14 protein-coding genes are annotated in these 19,149 nt (G+C 60.2%); 7 read left to right on the top strand and 7 right to left on the bottom strand.

Translation table 11 applies throughout. The features are described from left to right. Nucleotides 1-65: 65 nt before the first annotated feature. Together IH881_04390 and IH881_04385 are read left to right on the top strand one after the other, a co-directional pair. Entirely contained in the window at nt 66-1,967 is a 1,902-nt protein-coding gene (locus tag IH881_04390) for a TonB-dependent receptor (GenBank protein ID MCH7866910.1), read from the top strand. Between the two features lie 77 nt (nt 1,968-2,044). Then, nucleotides 2,045-3,616, top strand: a complete 1,572-nt coding sequence (locus tag IH881_04385; protein MCH7866909.1) for a hypothetical protein — start codon at nt 2,045-2,047, stop codon at nt 3,614-3,616. Between the two features lie 15 nt (nt 3,617-3,631). On the opposite strand, the gene msrA is transcribed toward IH881_04385, so the two are convergent. The 3 genes from msrA to IH881_04370 are packed head-to-tail and all read right to left on the bottom strand — an operon-like array spanning nt 3,632 to nt 9,073. Then, nucleotides 3,632-4,267 (bottom strand): peptide-methionine (S)-S-oxide reductase MsrA, encoded by a 636-nt coding sequence (gene msrA / locus IH881_04380; protein ID MCH7866908.1) that lies wholly within the window; start codon nt 4,265-4,267, stop codon nt 3,632-3,634. Between the two features lie 32 nt (nt 4,268-4,299). Continuing rightward, nucleotides 4,300-5,541 (bottom strand): HupE/UreJ family protein, encoded by a 1,242-nt coding sequence (locus IH881_04375; protein ID MCH7866907.1) that lies wholly within the window; start codon nt 5,539-5,541, stop codon nt 4,300-4,302. 49 nt (nt 5,542-5,590) lie between these two features. Next, the gene (locus IH881_04370) at nt 5,591-9,073 is read right to left on the bottom strand and encodes an indolepyruvate ferredoxin oxidoreductase family protein (protein ID MCH7866906.1); all 3,483 of its coding nucleotides are present in this window, start codon (nt 9,071-9,073) and stop codon (nt 5,591-5,593) included. 170 nt (nt 9,074-9,243) lie between these two features. Here IH881_04370 and IH881_04365 point away from each other — a divergent pair, with 170 nt between their 5' ends. From IH881_04365 to IH881_04350, 4 genes are all read left to right on the top strand, one after another. After that, nucleotides 9,244-9,726 carry an Lrp/AsnC family transcriptional regulator gene (locus tag IH881_04365; protein ID MCH7866905.1) on the top strand — a complete coding sequence of 161 codons (483 nt, stop codon included), beginning with the start codon at nt 9,244-9,246 and terminating at the stop codon, nt 9,724-9,726. 226 nt (nt 9,727-9,952) lie between these two features. Further along, nucleotides 9,953-10,579, top strand: a complete 627-nt coding sequence (locus IH881_04360; GenBank protein ID MCH7866904.1) for a TetR/AcrR family transcriptional regulator — start codon at nt 9,953-9,955, stop codon at nt 10,577-10,579. 81 nt (nt 10,580-10,660) lie between these two features. Then, nucleotides 10,661-11,245, top strand: coding sequence for a porin family protein (locus IH881_04355; protein ID MCH7866903.1), 585 nt, complete (start codon nt 10,661-10,663; stop codon nt 11,243-11,245). 38 nt (nt 11,246-11,283) lie between these two features. Beyond that, nucleotides 11,284-11,736 carry a universal stress protein gene (locus IH881_04350; GenBank protein ID MCH7866902.1) on the top strand — a complete coding sequence of 151 codons (453 nt, stop codon included), beginning with the start codon at nt 11,284-11,286 and terminating at the stop codon, nt 11,734-11,736. On the opposite strand, the gene IH881_04345 is transcribed toward IH881_04350, so the two are convergent. Together IH881_04345 and IH881_04340 are read right to left on the bottom strand one after the other, a co-directional pair. Next, complete coding sequence (locus IH881_04345; GenBank protein MCH7866901.1) at nt 11,733-13,571, bottom strand: hypothetical protein; 1,839 nt, start codon at nt 13,569-13,571, stop codon at nt 11,733-11,735. The two genes, IH881_04350 and IH881_04345, sit on opposite strands and share 4 nt — an antisense overlap. A gap of 7 nt (nt 13,572-13,578) precedes the next feature. Further along, a complete protein-coding gene (locus IH881_04340) occupies nt 13,579-15,006 on the bottom strand; it encodes a sulfatase (protein ID MCH7866900.1) in 1,428 nt (475 codons plus the stop codon). Between the two features lie 69 nt (nt 15,007-15,075). On the opposite strand from IH881_04340, the gene IH881_04335 reads away from it, so the two are divergent. After that, entirely contained in the window at nt 15,076-16,611 is a 1,536-nt protein-coding gene (locus tag IH881_04335) for a sulfatase (protein ID MCH7866899.1), read from the top strand. A 10-nt stretch (nt 16,612-16,621) separates the two neighbouring features. Here the strand turns inward: IH881_04335 and IH881_04330 are convergent, their stop codons facing one another. Then, entirely contained in the window at nt 16,622-17,758 is a 1,137-nt protein-coding gene (locus IH881_04330; GenBank protein MCH7866898.1) for an acyl-CoA/acyl-ACP dehydrogenase, read from the bottom strand. A gap of 86 nt (nt 17,759-17,844) precedes the next feature. Further along, on the bottom strand, nt 17,845-19,020 hold the full coding sequence (locus tag IH881_04325) for an acyl-CoA dehydrogenase family protein (GenBank protein MCH7866897.1): 1,176 nt from the start codon (nt 19,018-19,020) through the stop codon (nt 17,845-17,847). Nucleotides 19,021-19,149: the final 129 nt, after the last annotated feature.

Genomic DNA, 19,149 nt, shown 5'->3' with positions numbered 1-19,149 from the left:
GAACGCGCTTTCGAGGCCCCGGCGGCGGCGTTCGTCATTACCAGCGAAGACATTGACGATCCGGAATGCGCACCATCCCCGAACTGTTGCGATTGGTTCCAGGCGTGCAGGTTGCACAGCTCTCATCGAGCCAATACGCGATCTCCGTGCGCGGATTCAACGGAAACTTCTCGGACAAACTCCTCGTGTTGATCGATGGGCGCAGCGTCTACACGCCCCTGTTCGCGGGCGTGTTTTGGGACGTGCAAGATCTCCCCCTCGCAAATATTGATCGCATCGAGGTCATTCGGGGGCAGGGGGGAACGGTCTGGGGTGCCAACGCGGTCAACGGCGTGATCAACATTGTGACCAAGTCCGCGGCAGATACCCCGGGCTGGCACGTTGAGACCGGTGTTGGCAGCTACGAGAAACCGGGGGCGGGCGTCGTTCAATACGGAGGGAGCCTCGCCAAAGACGTGCACTTTCGCGTCTACCTCAAGCACTTCGACCGCGAACGTTTCAAGCTCGGAAAGAACAACCAGGAAGGAAGCATCCCCCCACACGACGCCTGGGATCAGGTTCGCACGGGTTTTCGACTGGATGCCAAGGTTGGCAAATCCGGCGAATTCACCCTACAAGGCGATCTGTACAAAGGATCCGATGACGGCACCGTGGCGGGTTCCGAGGGCAGCTTCAAGCTTGGAGGCGGAAACTTGCTCAGCCGCTACACACACAAGTTTTCGGACACTCATAACGCATCGGTACAGTTCTACTACGACCGAACTGATCGAAACTCCAACATCCTGAATTATGAACTCGATACCTTCGACCTCGAACTCAAGCACCAGATCGCTCCGTTTCCCTGGCTCGATCTCGTTTGGGGCGGAGAGTACCGGCATCGCAGTGACAGTTCACAGACATCGAATCCAGCAGCCTTCACACCGGTTCCCTCGTTGGGGCTCTTCGATGTCTTGACGATTACCCCACCCAGCAGAAACTTCGATTTACTCAGCGGCTTTGTCCAGGCTGAAGCGCGTACTTGGGAAGACAAGCTCCGATTCACCTTGGGAACCAAGCTCGAAGACAACGACATGTCTGGTTTCGAAATCCAACCCAGCCTCCGGTTCGCTTTCATTCCCAATGAAACGATGACCGTCTGGGGATCGGTGTCGAGAGCGGTGCACACCCCAAGTCGCGCTCGCGACGACGCCAGCACAATCAATATTGTCGAAAACCCCTTGTTGGGCGATTCCCGATTTATCGCAACCCAGAACTCGGGAACCCGCAACCTCGAGGCGGAAAACCTGATGGCCTACGAAGCAGGCGTTCGATTGCAGCCAACTGATTGGATCCATCTGGACCTGGCTGCGTACTACAATGACTACAACGATCTGAATATTTCCGACGTTGCCAGCGTCCCAGTCAATCTTTCCGCGGCGATGACCGGAACCGTCCCAATCACCGTAATCAATCGCATCTACACGAACCACGGCAGCGGCGTTGCCTGGGGTTTTGAGTTCTTCGCCCGGGTTCAAGTACTCGAGGATCATGCAATCGTGAAGAAGTGGTGGATCGACGCAACCTACAGCTACATCGATGTAGATGCGGATCGCGATGCGGGAAACCACATCGGCAATCTATTGGACGGAGAAGGAAACCCGATCGGCAGAGACGAAGAACAGGACAGAGGCCGCACGGAATCTCACCACACCATAGGCCTGCGCTCACACATGAACTTCCCCTACGACGTCGAGTTCGACACCGCCTATTGGTATGTAAGCAAAGTCGCAATGGTTGGTAAACAAAAGGTCGCTGGGTACCACCGTTTCGACCTGCGCACCGCTTGGCGGCCGAGCGAAAACGTCGAGGTTTCGTTCACGGTGGAGAATCTGTTCGACGCCGGGCACGACGAGTGGAACTCGGAACTCTTCATTTCCGGTACCAAAATCCCGCGCGCCTTCTACACCAAAATCGTTCTGAATTTCTAGTAAGCGCAGCAGGGAACGGGTCGAAGAATCGCGCGTGGCAACCGAAGCCTTTTTTGTCGGGCTGCTAGCATCACGCCATGGCAGCAACGGGTTCGGCTCTCCCACAAGCTCGAGCGCACGCAGGACCTGAACGGGATCCATGGCTCTTTGGCCTGCTGGGCCTCGTCTTTGCGATTGGCTTTCTCTCGATGCCCGCGTTCCGCTACGACGGCGACGTCAACGCATGGGAGATGGAGGCCGAATCCCTCGTCTATCAAGGACGCCTGGTGGTTCGCCCGAGCGTGGCCGAAAGCGTTACAGCAAACGCGCCCTACTTCGTCTTCAACTCGAACACGGGGTATTGGTACTCGAAGTACGGAATTGGCAACACCCTCGTCTACGCCCTGCCCCTGGCATTCGAACGCTTTGTGCTCGGCCAAAGCGAGATGTCAGAGCCCTCCAAAATTTTCGGCGAGAATTCGGGCCCCTACCAGATCAAGCGTCGGCTGCTGCTCTTGAACGGTTTCAATCTCCTGCTCAGCGGACTGCTCGCGCTCGTGCTCTACCGACTCGCGCGGCTCTACACCGAGAGTGGGCTCACGGCCTCGTCATTCGTCCTGGCTTGCCTGTATTCGACCTATCTGTGGAACTACACCCGCGCGCAGTCGTCGCAGATTTACCAGGTCCTGCTCTTTTCCACTGCAATGTTGTTTTTGCTGCGCTTCGCTCGCCGGTCGGGCAGCGAAACCGTGGGTGGCGCGCGAGATCTACTGTGGTGCGTCGTTTCGCTTTCAGCACTCTGTCTCGTGAAACTCGCTTTTGCTCCGTTGATCGGAGTGCTTGGAATTGCGCTCGTGTTGATCGGCTGGGACGGCCGTTCCAATGTCGCGGCCCACGTCATTTCAGATCTGCGCAGCAACGCAAAGACATATTTTTGCTACGGCGTCGTGCCCCTGTTGGCCCTGGGCGCAATCGTCTTTTGGGTGAACAATCTCAAGTTCGGCGCGCCGTTCAACACGGGCTACGAGCGCGAAACAAACCTGTTTGGCGCGAGCCTCGCAGAATCGATCCCCGCTTATCTCTTTGCCCCGCGCTACAGCATTTTCATTCACTTCCCACTGCTCGCGGTCGCCCTGCTCGGAATTCCACGGATGTGGAAGCGCAATCACGCCGAGTTGCTGCTCGCCTGGTCATGCTTTGCCTCGATGTTCTTCATCTACAGCAGCTACACCTATTGGACAGCCGAAGCCAGCTATGGACCGCGCTACCTGCTTTTTGCTCTGCCGGTGTTGTCGCTGCCCGCAGTGGCGGTGGTCGACGGGCTGCGGAACGCAAAGAGCGGTCCGCGACGAGCCATCGCCAGCCTTGTGCTAGCGAGCCTGATCCTGGCATCGACGTATGCGCAGACTCTCGTCAATCGACTCGAGTTCCACACCTTCTTCCGACTTCGTCAACAGTTCCAGCTGATGGATCGCAGCGATGCCGAACAGGGAAATTATTTTCGCAGCACGAACACGGCCGTGTTCAATCGAGACTTCATTCGCTATCGCGAGCGGGGCATCGTCCCCGTTCCCTTGCGGCGATTGGAATCCAAGCTCAGCGCCGAGGGCTACCAAAACCTCGAAGCGTCGGTCCGTGCACATCTCGATAGCAATCACTATTTCTGGTGACCGAGTTACGCTCGGCTACGAAACGGGATATGAAAAGCCCGTGCCCCCCAACCCGCAATAGCCGTTCGGATTTTTGGCTAGATACTGCTGGTGGTAGTCCTCGGCGTAGAAGAACTCGGGTGCGTCGAGGATTTCGGTGGTAATGGCTCCCTGGCCTGCATCGCTCAAGAGGGCCTGGAAAACGTCGCGGCTGTTCTCGGCCGCCCGCTTCTGCACCTCGGATGTCGCATAGATCCCCGACCGGTACTGGGTGCCCGTGTCGTTGCCCTGGCGCATTCCCTGGGTCGGGTCGTGACCCTCCCAAAAAATCGCGAGCAGCGTTTCGAGGCTCGTCTTCTGCGCATCGAAGGCCACCAACACGACTTCATTGTGCCCGGTCCTGCCGCTACAGACTTCCTCGTAAGTTGGGTTGGGGGTCAGTCCCGCCGCGTAACCCACTGCGGTCGTGTGCACTCCGTCGGCCTGCCAGAACATGCGTTCCGCGCCCCAAAAGCATCCCATACCGAAAATGATTTGCTCCATCCCCTCGAAGGGAGGCAGCGTCGGGTTGCCGTTGACCGCGTGAACTCCGTGCACGGGCATGGGTTCGTCGCGTCCCTTCAACGCTTGTTCGGGGGTCGGCAGCGCGGGGGTTCTACTCAGAAAAGACATGGGCGATATGCTGGGTGATTCGGCGCTCGAGTTCAAGCAAAGCTTCGCGTCACAAACCAAAAGACCCCGAGTCCGCAGATCGCCGCCGAGCCAAGCTCGGCCAGCCGTGTGTGCAAGCGTCCCCCGTTCCACCGCGCGAGGGCGTGGAGCGCGGGCCAGACCAACAGCACGATTGCGAGCTGGCCGAGTTCGACACCGAGATTGAAGCCGAACAGCGCCTGAACCAGCCTGTCGCTGGGCAGGGACATCTCTCGCAGGATTCCCGCAAATCCAAAGCCGTGGATCAAGCCAAACGCGAAGGCCACCGCGACCCGCAACAGGCGCGGATTTCGAACCGTCGCAAGCAATCCAAAATGACAGGCCGCAAAGATCGAGATGCCCAGCAACGTCAGCCAGGACACGAGCCCAATGCCAAAAAACGCGAACCCGGCCATCAACAGCAGCCCGCTGACCGCGACCAGTGGAATGGACCAACCGCCGCCGGCCAACAACCACGCGTTCTCGGTGGCCACGAGGGCAACCGAAAACCCGATCAGGGCTTCGATCGGCGCTGTTTCCGGGTTGAGGATTCCCAGCACAGCCAGCGCCAGGGTGACGCTGTGCGCCAGGGTGAAGCCGGTCACGAGTCGCGCGACTTCTCCCACGCTTCCGGCGAGCAACAGCAGCGCAAAGACAAAGGCTAGATGATCCCAACCGGACAAAATGTGTTCGACGCCAATTGCGAGATAGCCCGAGATTGAGGTGCCCACAGGCCCTGAAGCTCCGCTGCCGGACAAGGGTTCCAGATTCCAACTCGGATCGCGCTCGCTCAGCACGCGCTCCCGGGTCGCGAACCCACTGGCGTGAACTCGCGCAAAGTGGAGATGACTCGGAGCTTCGGCGAGCAAGATCGCGCTTTGGATTCTCTGCTCGCCGGCAACGTCGCAAACCAGACGCCATTCGAAATGCATCCAACCTTCGGGCGCCCTCATCCGAATCGGAGTCTGGGCCTTGCAGGCTTGCCCCGCCGAAAACAACTGGAGCCGACTCCGGAGATAGTTCGCGATCCGGGCTTCGTCCGCATCCATCTCGACCCCCAGCCCGAGTCGCGTCAGTTCGAGCCGCGTAATGCGCACACGCACACTCGCGCCCTCAGGCCCGAAGTGCCAGCTCGAATAGGAGATGCTCTTGGTATGGGCTTGGGCACCGGAAGCGCACGCGATCAGACCGATCGCGAACGCGAGGGGAAGCAGAATGAAATTGATGGCAGCGCCTACAGAATACCTTCGAATCACGGCGCGAGAAGAATAGGACAGCTCTGCGGGGGAAGGACTCTGCAGCGAATCAGGCAGTTTCCCGAATTCTTTCCATCAGGGCTTCCCCTTCGATGGCCACCGTTTCGGCACTCGCGAGCTTGATGCGGTCGTAACCCCGAATTTTGTCGGGCAAGCTCGCCATGCGAACCGCAAGCTCGTAGTTGGCAGCCGAGAGTCTCTCCGAAAGTTCTTTGACGACAGACTCGTATTCGGCGACAAGCTGACGTTCCAGGCGTCGCTCGGGCAGCCGGGCAAAGATGTCGAAGGGCGTTCCGCGCAAGAACTTCAACCTGGCCAGACCCCCCATCAGCCACAGCATCCACGACCCCACCGAGCGCTTGCGCAAGCGCCCAGTTTCCGGATCCCGCCGCGCAAACAATGGCGGCGCCAATTGCAGTTCGATTCGGAGATCCCCCTCGAACTCTGCCTTCACGCGCTCGAGGAATCCGCCGTCCGAGTACAGCCGCGCGACCTCGTACTCGTCTTTGTACGCCATCAACTTGTATCCATATCGCGCCACGGCCTCGGAGAACCGCTTGCTCCCGTCCCCTCGCTCGCGCTCGGCCAGAACCGCCAGGTCGACCCACGACCGGTAGCGCGCCGCATAGGCCACATTCTGATACACCACGAGATCTTCCTCGCGGCGGGAGACGAAGGCTTCGAAGCTAATCCCCGTGTCCGAACCCCAACCCGGAGAGAACTCGCCCGCGCACAACTCGTCGAGCAACTTCGGGTCGTGGGCCGAAAGGCGCCCCAGGGCGAAAGCCCGGCGGTTCATCTCGGTCGCAACACCATTGAGATCAATCGCACGCTCGATCGATTCGAGATGCAAGGGAATCAGGCCCAACTGAAATGCGTGTCCGAGCAACAACAGATTGCTGCCGATGGAATCACCCAGAGCGGCTTCCGCAAACTGCGTCGCATCAACGTCGAAGCGTCGACTGCTCACGCTGCTCACCAACGCGAGGTGCCGATCGAGGTCGGTGTCTTCCATCACCCATCCCACCGACGCCGCCGTCGGCGTCACGTGGGTATTCATCACAGAGCGCGTACGCTGTCGGTGCAAGGTACTCAGGACAGCCTCGCTCCCGGCGACGACCGAGTCGCAACCGAGCAGAAGATCGGTGGAGCGCCCGCTCACCCGGGAGCCGTGAATATCGTTCGGGTGGTCTGCGATGCGAAGGTGAGAAACGACCGCCCCGCCCTTCTGGGCGAGCCCGGTCATATCGAGAACGCCGCTCGCGCGACCTTCAAGGTGAGCCGCCATCCCGAGCAGTGCGGCGGCCGTCGTGACCCCGGTGCCGCCGATGCCGGCGAAGACGATGTTGTACACGGAGCCTTCGGCCGGAGCGTTCAGGGCGATTGGGGGCGCGGGCAGGTCATCGAGGGCAAAGCCCAGATCTGCGGGCAGTCGCTTGCGAATCGCTCCGCCGTGAACCTGCACGAGTGCGGGACACGAGCCTTCGAGACAGGTGAAGTCCTTGTTGCAGGAAGACTGGTTGATCCGCCGCTTGGCGCCGAACTCAGTTTCGACGGGCTCGACCGAAAGGCAATTGGACTGCACGCTGCAGTCGCTGCACCCCTCGCACACGCGCTCGTTGATGAATACGCGTCGCTTTGGATCGTCGAGCAGTCCGCGCTTTCGTTTGCGACGTTTTTCTGCCGCGCAGCCCTGGTCGTAGATCAAGACCGAAACGCCCGGTTGCTCGCGCAGCCGTTTTTGCACGGCGTCGAGTTGCTCGCGCGGTTCGACGAGGATCCCGGGCTCGAGCCCCACTTCGCCCTCGAACCGCTCAGGATTCTCCGACACGACGACAATCTCCGACACGCCCTCCGCCGCCAGTTGGCGTGTGATCTGGGGAACGTCGAGGGAGCCATCGAGGGACTGGCCCCCGGTCATCGCGACGGCATCGTTGTACAAGAGCTTGTAGGTCATCGACACTTTGGCCGCGACCGCAGCGCGAATCGCCAAGATGCCGGAGTGGAGATAAGTCCCGTCACCCAGGTTGGCAAAGATGTGGGGCTCGTCGGTGAAGTCCTGCTGACCGATCCAGGCGGCACCTTCACCACCCATTTGCGAGAAGTGGTCCGAATCGCGGTCCATCCACTTCACCATGTAGTGACAGCCAATCCCCACCAGCGCACGGCTGCCCTCGGGCAGAACGGTGGAGCGATTGTGTGGGCATCCGGAACAAAAGAAGGGGATGCGCTCGACTTCGCTCGGCGCGGAGAGTTGAATGGCCTCGCCGGCGGTCAGTTGTGCAACGTAGTTATCGACACATTCTGTCGAAACACCAGCGGGCAATTGCAGGGCGATCGCACGGGCGATTTCGATCGAACTGAGCTCGCCGATTTCGGAGAGCAACGGCATCCCGTGTTCGTCGCGCTTACCCACGATCCGCGGACGCTGCGAATCGGGCAACCCATAGAGCGCGTCTCGCAACTGCGCCTCCATCAACGGGCGTTTTTCTTCGATCACCAACAGCTTTTCACTTCCCGCACAGAAACTGCGCATCGTCACCGGATCCAGGGGCCAGGGCATCCCGACCTTGATCAGGCGAATGCCCATATCCGCTGCCATCCGCTCGTCGATTCCGAGGTCGGCAAAAGCCTGCCGAGTGTCGGTGTACGCCTTGCCAGTCGTCACGATCGTGAGGCGCGGCTTCGGCGTTTCGATCACCACCCGATTCAAATCATTCGCCCGGGCAAAAGCCAGCACCGCCGGAAGCTTGGCTTCGCGCATCCGCGCCTCCTGCTCGAGGGGCACATCGTTGTTGCGAATGTGAACCCCAAGCTCGGGAATGGTGAAGTCTTTCGCGTGTCGAATCTGAACGCGCTCCGGCCCGACCTGCACAACGGCCGAACTGTCCATCACGTCCGTCAGTGCGATCAAGCTGACCCAGGTCCCGGAGTAGCGCGAGAGCGCCCAACCGTAGAGGCCATAGTCGAGCACATCTTGAATGCAGGACGGATTGAGCACCGGAATCTCGAGATGCATCATCGCGTATTCGCTCTGGGTCGGATACGACGACGACTTGCACGCGTGGTCATCCCCAGCGATTGCGAGCACGCCGCCCAACGGTGCGGTTCCGGCGGCATTCGCGTGGCGCAGTGCGTCGCAGGCGCGATCGACGCCCGGGGCCTTGCCGTACCACATGCCGAAAACCCCGTCGTAGCGCGCACCGGGATGCAGCCCCACTTGCTGACTGCCCCAAACTGCGGTGGCCGCGAGTTCTTCGTTCAGACCGGGCTGGAATCGGATCTGTCTTTCGCTGAGCAGGGACTTGGCCCGCCAGAGCTGTTGATCGAGTCCACCGAGGGGAGAGCCGCGATACCCCGAGATGAAACCAGCGGTATTGAAGTTTGCGGCGGCATCCCGGGCGGCCTGCATCAAGGGGAGCCGGACCAGTGCCTGAATTCCGCTCAGGTAGATCGACCCACTTTCGAGGGTGTACTTGTCATCGAGCTCGATGGGATTGGGGTTACGCCCCGGATTCTCTCGCTTTTCCATCGCCGAACCTCCCGAAATCCCCTCCGAGACCGCTCGTTTCGCAGCTGAAAAACAACTTCTTGTATCGGAATAAAAGTGCCCCAATCATCCAGAAAAGTCATTGCAATCTCCCCCATTTATCCTCATATTGTGTAAGTTTATTCCAATATTTTGCCGAAATTGGAAATATTATGCCTATCAAGATTGATAAGATCGATCGCGCAATTCTCGAACAGCTGCAGCGCGACGCGAGCCTCTCGACCGCCGATCTGGCCACCCAGGTGGGGCTCTCGATGTCGCCCTGCTGGCGGCGCATTCGCCGGCTGGAGAAGGCCGGTGTGATCAGCCGACGTGTCGCCATCCTGGATCGAGAGCGGCTCGGTCTCGAGGTCACGGTATTCGCCAGCGTCAAGCTCTCGGCCCATGGCAGGCAGTCCCTGCCCGAATTCGAAGCGGCGATCGAAGAACATGACGAGGTTGTGGCCTGTTACGTGATGACTGGCGAGGTCGACTACCTGCTGCAGGTCGTAACCCGCGACATTCGCAGCTACGAGAACTTTCTGCGCAATCACCTGCTACAGCTGCCTACGGTGCGCGAGGTGCATTCACAGATTGTACTGAGCCAACTCAAACACACGACCGAGCTGCCGTTGTTCGACCTGGGTTCGAGCTAGGGAGTCTTCGCAGAGAACGCGAAAGAAGATGTCGCCCGCCCGCTCCAGTAGTTCATGTGGGCATCGCATCGGACTTATAAGCTGGAGCGGGCGGGCGAATTGGTTGGATAATACTAATTATCTTTAATAAACACTAGGTTTTCTTTTAGTAAGACGCGATTATTTGGCGTAAGCCAAAGCCGGGGGCCCTACCGCCCGCCCCGGGGCACACACGGCGACAGGGACAATGGCCAAAACGCAGACCAGAAATCGAATTCGCCAAGCGCGCCGGGAGATGTATCGCCAGGTCATCACGGAGGCCGCCGAGGTGGTATTTGCCGACAAGGGCTTTGCGGACGCGAAGATGAGCGAAGTCGCCCTCGAGGCCGGGATTTCCCTCAAGACCCTCTATGCCACCTTCAACGGCAAACTCGAACTATTTGACGCCATTCGCGCCCTGCGCATCAGCGAAGTGATGGCCCGTACCGACGCGGTATCCGAAGGCACGCCCCTCGAAGTCACCATGAATCGGGTTCGCGTCAGCGTCGAATATCTGGTCGCCAACCCACATTTCCTTCGCATTCACCTGCGCGAAGGAAATGCCTGGGCGATCCGACCCGAACGTGTCCCGGGCACCGATCCGGACGGATGGCACGTCAACATGAGCGAACAGGCCAAGACGATTCAGCGCGGGATCGACGAGGGCGTGTTTGAAAAGGGCGACCCTGAACTGCTGGTCAAGATGGTGTCCGCGGTGTATCAGGTACAACTCGCAGATTGGCTCGAGCGCGAGGAAAACGGCTCTGCCGACCTCCTGGTGAGGCGAATCCAGGACTACGTGAAGCGACTGCTGTGTTGCGAAGGCACCCTTTAACAGTCCTTTCATCTCCTCGGAATGGTAGGGTTAGCCGCACGTCGATACAGTTCGCAGGCGGAAGCCGCAAAAGGGGATCGGATGCGCGCGCTACGAATACTGCTACTGGGGCTGCTCCTCACCTCGATCGGCTCGACTGCAGTCGCACAGGACGACGACGAAGGGGGCGCTTCGGACTTTCCCAGCAGCGGGCTGTACGTCAGCTTTTCGGGAGTCCGTGCAATCGAGGGCTGGCCCAGTACAAACCGGGATGCCGGTGCGGAGAACGCCTTCGGATTCAATCTGCGTGTGGGGACACGCACCAGCCAGTGGGTGTCCCTCGAACTCGCCCTCGAAGTGATCGACGATTTCTTTCCGAACGATAAAACCGATGTCGGGGTCATCAGTGTCTTCGCCAACACTCGGGTGTACCCACTCCCGGGTCGCATCCAACCCTATGCCTTGGGGGGAATGGGAATCGTCGCGACAGCCGTCAAACAACGTGATCCCGGTAGCTCATTCGGGTCCAGCAATGCTGATTGGGGTTTCCGATTGGGAGCGGGCGTGGACCTCTACTACACCGCGCACATTGCAGTTTCGCTGGAAGTCACCCAGCTCTGGACCGTAGGAGACGTCAAGGACCTCGATTACGTTTCACTGGGAATCGGCTTTCTCTATCATTTCTAGTACAGTTTCTGGGAATGATTTGAAGAAGGAATTGTCTCATGACCTCCTTTACGCGAATCGTAGTGCCTACCGATTTTTCAGAGACCGCTCGCCATGCTTTCGAAAGCGCCGTCGCGCTGGCGCAAGAGTCACACGCAGAACTTCATATCTGCCATGCCGTTGAGTACGTCGCCCCAATGGTGAGCCCCTACGAAATACCCGTCCCCGAAGACTTTATTCAACAGACCCGCGAGGCCGCCCAGAACCGGCTCACGGAAGTCGTCGAGCAGGGCAAAAGCGCGGGACTCTACTGCGAGGGGCATCTCTTGTCGGACCGCGCAGACCCCGGAATCTCGAACCTGGCCGAGGCCATTCACGCGGATCTGATTGTGATGGGATCCCGCGGAACGGGTCGCCTGCGCCATATCTTCCTCGGCAGCGTGACCGAACGCACGGTTCGACACGCCCCGTGTTCGGTTCTGACCATCAAACCACAGGACATCCAGCACTAAAAAAAGTGCCGGACGCGATACACGGCAAACGACGGATTCGAGTACGCCAGCTCGAAGCCCGCGGCTGCCGCGCCGTTGCACTCGACAGTGCCGGGCCTCGCTTCCACCAGTGCGTAGAGTTCGTCGGGCCAGCGCACGGGTAAGGCCAGAAGATCCCGAACCAGAGACCCGCCAAATTCACAGTTCGCCAAGCCGCGTAGCAGTGCCCGATTGACGGCGAGCAACTCTTCGTGATGAGGAATTGCGCGGGTAAACGGCGACCCCAGTTGGGCTACGACCCGACGTTGGGCGATCACCGGGAGCCGGGAATCGTCCTTCGCCACCGCAGCGGCAAAGACGTGCGCGGTCTTGGGTGTAGAGGTTCGCAGCCAAGCGTAGGCTGCGTCGAGATTGCGGCTCTTCGAATCGTCGTTCGGCCGGATCTCGGTCGTGGTTCCCCGCAGCACGTATGGCTCCGACGCCGACCAGGGGGATGCGGCGTAAACAAGTGCCATGACGGACAACGAGAGCGCGCCCATGAATCCCAGCACCAGGGTTGCCCCCGCGGTCGTGGGTAAAGGACATCTCCGCTGGGTCGCGTCGCGCGAAACAGATGTCGATAAAAGCGCCAATAGCAGCAGCGCCGCAGGATACGCGGACAAGAGCACGAACTTGTATTCGTTGGGATCGGTGACCGGCGCCACCAAAGCCAGGGCCGCGACGCCGTAGAGAAGCGCACTGAGCGCGTGCACCCGCGCCGAAGGCACGAGGTGCGAGAACCTGAAGCCAGCGAACATCAACAAGAAAAACATCGGGACCAACGCCCAGCCGAGCAAGACGGCGTGGGCCAAAAAACCACTGCCCGGCAAGAGCACCAGGACCCTGCCTTGATACGCCGACGCCACTGGAACCAGCAGCGGCATTGCGAGCAAGACGCCAACTCCACTTCCGAGGATGGGAGCGCCGAACGACCACAGCTGTGCCCGGGTCGGCGGAAGCTTCGACTCACGTCGGGTCGCCAACAGCGAGAAGCCTTCAACCACAGCAAATGCTGCGACTGTGAGCCCAAACGCGATCGCGGGCAGCGGGCTCAGGACCGCCATGCCAAAGGTCGCAGTGCCGAGCATCAGCGCTCGCGTGCGGGGCTGCATGCGAGCGTTCGCCAAGAGCCACTGCCCCGCCGCGAAGAAGGCGAGCGCGAGAGGGAAACTGTTGAAGTTCAAGAATTTGTTGATCAGATGCCCGGCGCGATCACTCAAGGCTGCAGTTTCAAAAATACCGAGCCTGGGGAATAGCGAAACCAGGTTTTGGTCCCCGAGCTGGAGCAACGAATGATGACGCGCGATCAACAAGAGGTGCTCGAAGAGCCCGGTCGAGATCTCTGGATCCGCTCGGAAGATTTCGGGCAGCCAAACACCGGCCAGCCGCACTGCAAACTGGACCAGACCGAGGGGGTTCAAGATGAAAAACGGAACTCCACACACCGCCAGTCGCAGCCAGATATTCCGCGTGTATTCGCCGGTCGCCAGCCAAAGCGCACAGAGAAAACCCGAAAGACCCAACGCATTGCTCACAAGACTCATTTCAAAGGGCGTGACGTCGAACATCCGCACGCCGAGTGCGAGCCATGCGTGCCAGACCCAGTAAAAATTCGCGGGCGCTTCGAGGCTCGAAGGGTTGGTCGGCGGAACGATCCCGTGAACGATCTGGTAGACGTAGGCGCTGTGATGCAGCCCGTGAAAGCTCTGCATGATGCGGCCCGAGGCGCCGCCGACAAAAAAGACGTAGCCGGTTGCAAAGGCAACCAATACCAGGGGTGGCAGGGCAGAGCGAAGGCTGCGCGTCGACTCGGACATCCCCGGGCTACTCCACATATCCCAGCGCTCGAAGTGATTGGAGCAACTCGGGATTGATCTCACCGGTCGCAATCAACTCGAGGGGATGGCTCTCGAGGGCGCGATCGAGGAGCGCGCTCATGGAAGCGCAAACCGAGGGGTTGCGCAGGCCGACGTTCTTCTCGGCGCTGGGCAGTACCCCACTCGCGTAGAGTTCTTCGGACGTATTGCTGCGCAAGTACTTCCAATCTCCCGAAACGATTCCGACTTTCTGGACGCCGGGATCGAACGCCTCCACGGGTTCCCCAGCGATTCGCCGAATCACGACCTGACGATGAAGCCGCGCGGGCAGTACCCCCTTTGCGTGAAGCGGATTCTGCAACAGCACGAATCGGTCGCGCGCACGCTCGCTTTCCTGTAGCGGCGCAACCGACATCGAAGCGGGCACCTCCAGCCCCACCGCTCGCAGGATCGTGGGGGCGATGTCCGTATTGCTCACCAGGTTCGATACCCGCAAGCCTGCGCCAAATTGTTGCGGATAGCGAACGATCAGGGGAACCCGGATCCCCCCTTCCAATAGACATTCCGAGTGTTCGAAGTAGATTCCATTTTCGAAGCACTCCCCGTGATCCGCCGTAAAGACGACCATGGTGCGATCGCGCGGTCGCAGCGCGTCCAGCTTGTCGAGCAACTCGCCGATCGATGCATCGACCGCAGCCACCTCCCCCCGATACAGCGCCTTGCCGTGTTCAACGATTTGCGCCGAAATGTGGCCAGCATTCTGCTTTGCGATCTGCAGCAACTCGGTCCATCCCAGGGCGGGCAGCTGGTCGGCAAGCGCGGGGTCGAGGTGTCGACGAAACGCTTCGGGCGGATCGTAGGGTTGATGTGGATCGAACAGGTGAACCCACAAGAAGAACGGCGCTGCTTCGGGCAGTGATTCGAGCCAGTCCCCCGCCCGGGCGACGACCTGGGGCGCCGACCATTCCAGCACCGCTTCCGGCGCGGCAGAACTCTCGAATCCTTGCAGCGCTCCCGAACTCTTTCCCAGCAGGTTGACCCCGACGAACGCGCCGGTGTGATATCCCTCGCTCTGCAAGATCTCCGCGATCGTCTGCTCCGATTCGGGCAATGCGATCTGGTTGTTCACCACGCCGTGTTCCCGGGGATAGCGCCCGGTAAAAATCGAAAAGTGAGACGGACGCGTGAGAGACATCGGCGCCACTGCGCGCTCGAAGAGCGTCGATTCGGTCGCCAACTGCGATAGTCGCGGCGTACCCGGCCCGGCCGCAGCGGGCCGGTAGGGGTCGAGGGCATCAGCTCGCAGGGTGTCGACGGTGATCAGAACGATGCTCGGCCTGGGTTCCGGGGCGCAACCCACTACCCCGATCACGACCGACATCAGCCCGAGCGCGGCGATCGCCGCATACCCGGATGGGATGGCTTGATTGGGCATGAACTCCTCAGTCGCAGTCTCTAAATCCGTGGGCCCGATCGGGATCTGGCTATGATAGGCGGGCGGCGTATGCAGAACCAATTCATCATCTCGATTCGAACGACGATCGCGGCCACAATCGGTCGACACGGGGTCTCTGCAGCGGTGACCGCGCTCGCGTGCCTGGGCTTGGGTCTAGTAAATTGCGGCGAGGGCGATCCTCCATTGGGTTCGACGCCACCCCCCGCTCCCCTCGAAGCGTCTCGCGCCAGGCCGCTTCCCAGGGTCGAACTGGCCTCCACACCGAGCATCCTCCTCATCAGCGTGGATACCCTGCGCTCCGACCACCTTTCCCTTTTCGGCTACCCGCGCAATACGACGCCGTCGATCGATCGCTATTTCGCCGACGCTACGGTCTATCGTGCGGCCTACAGCGCCGAAGCCAACACTTCGCCCAGCGTCATCAGTATGTTGTCGGGACTGCTTCCCGCACGGCATCGGGTGCGGATGTTCTACCAGAGAATCCCCGCCAAAATTCATCTCCTCTCGGACTACCTCTCGGCCGCGGGATACCAGACCGCGGCGGTGGTTTCGAACGTCGTGCTTACCCGGGAGGCGATCGGCCTCTCCACCCGCTTTGGTCACTACGACGACTTCGTAGACGAGCGAGAGCAGAGCCTCGATGTCTACGAACGGCGCGCCTCGCGTACCAGCGACGCGGCAATCAAGTGGCTGCGAGAGCTTCGAGACCCCGAGCGACCACACCTGCTCTGGGTCCACTACATCGACCCCCATGGCCCCTATCGACCTCCGGTCGACTCGCCCATTAAAGACTTCCAACATCTGGTGCCGCAGCCGATCGATTCCGAACGCATCATCTCCTACCAACGTCTAGCGGGAGTCGACGACGGGGCGGAGTACATCGATCGCTACGATGAAGAGATCGCCTACGCAGATGCCGAGATCGGGCGCCTGTTGAGTGCCTACGACGAGTTGGGTCTGAGCGATTCGAGCATTGTTGTCTTCACCGCGGATCACGGCGAAAATTTGATCGAACACGACGTCTACTTCAATCACGGCCACCAGGTCTGGAACTCGATCATGCGAGTTCCGCTGATGATCCGAACGCCCGGCGGAAAAGCCGATCAGATCGATGTTCCAGTTTCGCTGGTGGATTTGACACCTACGCTGCTTGCGCTGGTGGGATACCCGAGCCCCGAAGACGACAAGACCTTCGACGGAATCCAGCTTTCGAAACGCCGCCCCGAAGACTCGATATCTCTCGAGGCCAGTGGCTATGCCGCCAAGGGAGATCAATGGGTCTATTGGCATCACCGCGCATTGGTGAGCGGAAGTGACAAATGGTTCGCCAGCGTCGATCGGGAGGGAAAGGTCGTGGCCAGGGGGTACTTCGACCTCGCGCGCGATCCCGGCGAGCAGCGACCTGAGGCATGGCGCTTTGGAGCCAAGGCAAACCGGCTACTCGACTGGTTCGAGACGGATCCAGATCCGGCGGGCGTCCCGGAAAGCGTATTGAACGGTCAGCGACTGCTTGCCCCCAAAGTCGCACCCGGCCGTACATCGGACGAACTTCGGGCGTTGCGCGCGCTCGGCTATGTAGAATGATCGATCTCGGTTAGAGCGACGGGCAGAGGTCGTCGCTCACCAGCATCGCACCGATCTCCGCCAGCTGTTGCGTGGGTCCGCCGAACATGTTTGTGAGTTGCTGCGCCCAAAGAAAGTAGCGATGGATCGGGTAGTCAATGTCCGAACCAATTCCGGCGTGTAGATGCTGTGCACTGTGGACGATGCGGTCTCCCGCCCGAGACGCCCACCACTTGGCCGCGCCCACCTCCGCCCCCGCACGCAGCCCCGCGTCGACCCGCCAGACGGCTTGCCACAAGGTCGACTGCATGCCTTCGAGATCGACATAGGCATCTGCACAGCGCATCTGGGTAGCCTGAAAACTTCCAATCTGGCGCCCGAACTGCTTTCGATCCGAGAGATATGCCGCTGTTCGCTTGAGCGCCTCTTCGCCAACACCGAGCATCATCGCCGCAACCCCGAGTCGTGCGCGTTCCAACATCCAATCGATGATCGCGGCGCCGCTGTCTTCGTCGCCCAGCAATGCTTCGGCGGAGACCTCGACACCCGAAAACTCGAGCATCCCCTGAAGCTGCCAGTTGATCGATTTCTGTTCCTGAATTTCGAGCCCCGGGCTGTCAGGGGCGACCAGGAAGACGCCGACTTTATCTTCTCCAATGGATGCGGGGACCAGGATGCAACTTGCCTTGGCGGCGGCAGGCACGCAGATCTTCTCGCCGTCGAGTCGCCAGCCCGAACCGCTGGGCGTGGCGCGCAAGCGAGGGCGCGCGGGGTTGGATTTCCCCGGCTCGCTGAGAGCCGCCGTCAGGATCGCACCCGAATCAACGACGGGAGCAAGCCAGCGCTTGCGTTGTTCGTCGCTGCCAAATTCGACCAGTGGCATGGTCCCGAGGATCAATGTTTCGAATAGCGGCGCCGGGGCGCAGCTTCGACCCACTTCCCGAAGCACCAGCACGTTCTCGATCAACCCCAAACCACTTCCGCCGAGCTCTTCCGGCACGCTGAGGGCCGTGAGGTTCGCGGCCAGCAATTTTCCCCACAGCTCTTCGTCCAACCAGGCGCCGGCGTCTTCGAGCTTGCGCGAGCGCTCATGGTTGCAGCAGTCGCCGAATATCTGCGCGGCCAGCTCTTGCACGAGCTGTTGATCTTCGCTGACTGAAAAATCCATCTCGACTCCCGAGGATCTCCCTCGAACTTTGAAATTGCGCTGCGCTGGAGATCCCTGCTTGGCTGTTCAATCCAGGAGAGACGCGATCAACGTGGGGCTCGGGGCATTCCCAGCCCGAGCGTTGCCACCAACTCTCGCTGAATTTCGTTGACACCGCCGCCAAAAGTATTGATCGTGGCGAGGCGAACCTCGTGCTCGACATGACCCTGCAAGATCGCCCCCGGAGAACCTTGCTTGAGGGTCCCGGCGCTACCCAGAATTTCGAGCAGGAGTCGCAACACTTCGATCACGTACTCGGTCGCGAGAATTTTTGCGGCCGAGGATTGCGCGGGGTCGGGATCGCCCGCCTCCAACATCCACGCCATTTTCCAATTGGTAACTTTCATCGCTTCGAGCAGTGAATACGCCTGGCCCAGCGCCATCTGAACCCAGGCATTGTCGGCCACCCGGCTGCCCGGCGCGTCCTCGGTTGCCTTGGCCCACTCAATCACCTCGTCGAGCAGTCGAATGGCGCCGTTGGAAAACGCAGCAATCCCGACTCGCTCGTGATTGAGTTGTAACGTGATCAACTTCCAGCCGCCGTTCACCTCGCCGACAACCATCTCCGCCGGAACCCGAACGTTTTCGTAGTAGGTCATATAGGTACGACCACCGTTGATGATGTGAATTGGACTGGTTGAAAATCCCTCGAGCCTGGTGTCGACGATCAGGATCGAGATGCCTTTGTGTTTCGGGGCGGCAGGATCGGTGCGGCACGCCAGCCAGATGTAGTCGGCATCCTCTGCACTGCTGGTGAAACTCTTGGTTCCGTTGATCACGTAGTGATCACCCTCGAGCACCGCAGAGGTTGTGAGCGATGCGAGATCGGTACCCGCCTCCGGTTCGGTGTAGCCGATGGCAAAATGGATATCGCCGCGGAGGATGCCCGGCAAGAATCGCTTCTTCTGCGCTTCGCTGCCCAACTGCATCAACGCGGGTCCGACGGTGTTGATGGTGACAAATGGGAGTGGAGCCCCGGCGCGACGCGCCTCATCGAACCAGATTTGCTGCTCGACCCAGGTCTTGCCCAGGCCACCGAACTCCTTTGGCCAACCGACTCCGAGCCAGCCGTCGCCGCCCATCTGCTTGATCACCTGCTTGTACAGACTGCCGCCCTCGAGCGCACCGAGGCGCTCGCGAATTTCGGGTGAAATGAGGTCGGCGAAGTAGCTGCGGAGTTCGTCGCGCAGCGTGACCTGATTTTCCGTGTAGGCTATTCGCATGAAGAGAGCAGTCTATCGGAAAACGACTTCGATCACAGGGTGAGGACTGCTGCCTCAACCGCTTTTCGACATAGAGCTACCCCAGCGAATGTAGAAGTGGCGCTGCGAAAATGCCGTGACGGTCGGTAC

It is taken from the genome of Myxococcales bacterium, assembly GCA_022563535.1.
GTDB lineage: Bacteria > Myxococcota_A > UBA9160 > UBA9160 > UBA4427 > DUBZ01.
This window is presented reverse-complemented; position numbering and strand designations above follow the sequence as displayed.

Coding starts and splice junctions, on each gene's coding strand:
- IH881_04390 (MCH7866910.1), top strand. CDS start 66: ATGCGCACCATCCCCGAACTGTTGCGATTGGTTCCAGGCGTGCAGGTT.
- IH881_04385 (MCH7866909.1), top strand. CDS start 2,045: ATGGCAGCAACGGGTTCGGCTCTCCCACAAGCTCGAGCGCACGCAGGA.
- msrA (MCH7866908.1), bottom strand. CDS start 4,267: ATGTCTTTTCTGAGTAGAACCCCCGCGCTGCCGACCCCCGAACAAGCG.
- IH881_04370 (MCH7866906.1), bottom strand. CDS start 9,073: ATGGAAAAGCGAGAGAATCCGGGGCGTAACCCCAATCCCATCGAGCTC.
- IH881_04365 (MCH7866905.1), top strand. CDS start 9,244: ATGCCTATCAAGATTGATAAGATCGATCGCGCAATTCTCGAACAGCTG.
- IH881_04360 (MCH7866904.1), top strand. CDS start 9,953: ATGGCCAAAACGCAGACCAGAAATCGAATTCGCCAAGCGCGCCGGGAG.
- IH881_04355 (MCH7866903.1), top strand. CDS start 10,661: ATGCGCGCGCTACGAATACTGCTACTGGGGCTGCTCCTCACCTCGATC.
- IH881_04350 (MCH7866902.1), top strand. CDS start 11,284: ATGACCTCCTTTACGCGAATCGTAGTGCCTACCGATTTTTCAGAGACC.
- IH881_04345 (MCH7866901.1), bottom strand. CDS start 13,571: ATGTCCGAGTCGACGCGCAGCCTTCGCTCTGCCCTGCCACCCCTGGTA.
- IH881_04340 (MCH7866900.1), bottom strand. CDS start 15,006: ATGCCCAATCAAGCCATCCCATCCGGGTATGCGGCGATCGCCGCGCTC.
- IH881_04335 (MCH7866899.1), top strand. CDS start 15,076: ATGCAGAACCAATTCATCATCTCGATTCGAACGACGATCGCGGCCACA.
- IH881_04330 (MCH7866898.1), bottom strand. CDS start 17,758: ATGGATTTTTCAGTCAGCGAAGATCAACAGCTCGTGCAAGAGCTGGCC.
- IH881_04325 (MCH7866897.1), bottom strand. CDS start 19,020: ATGCGAATAGCCTACACGGAAAATCAGGTCACGCTGCGCGACGAACTC.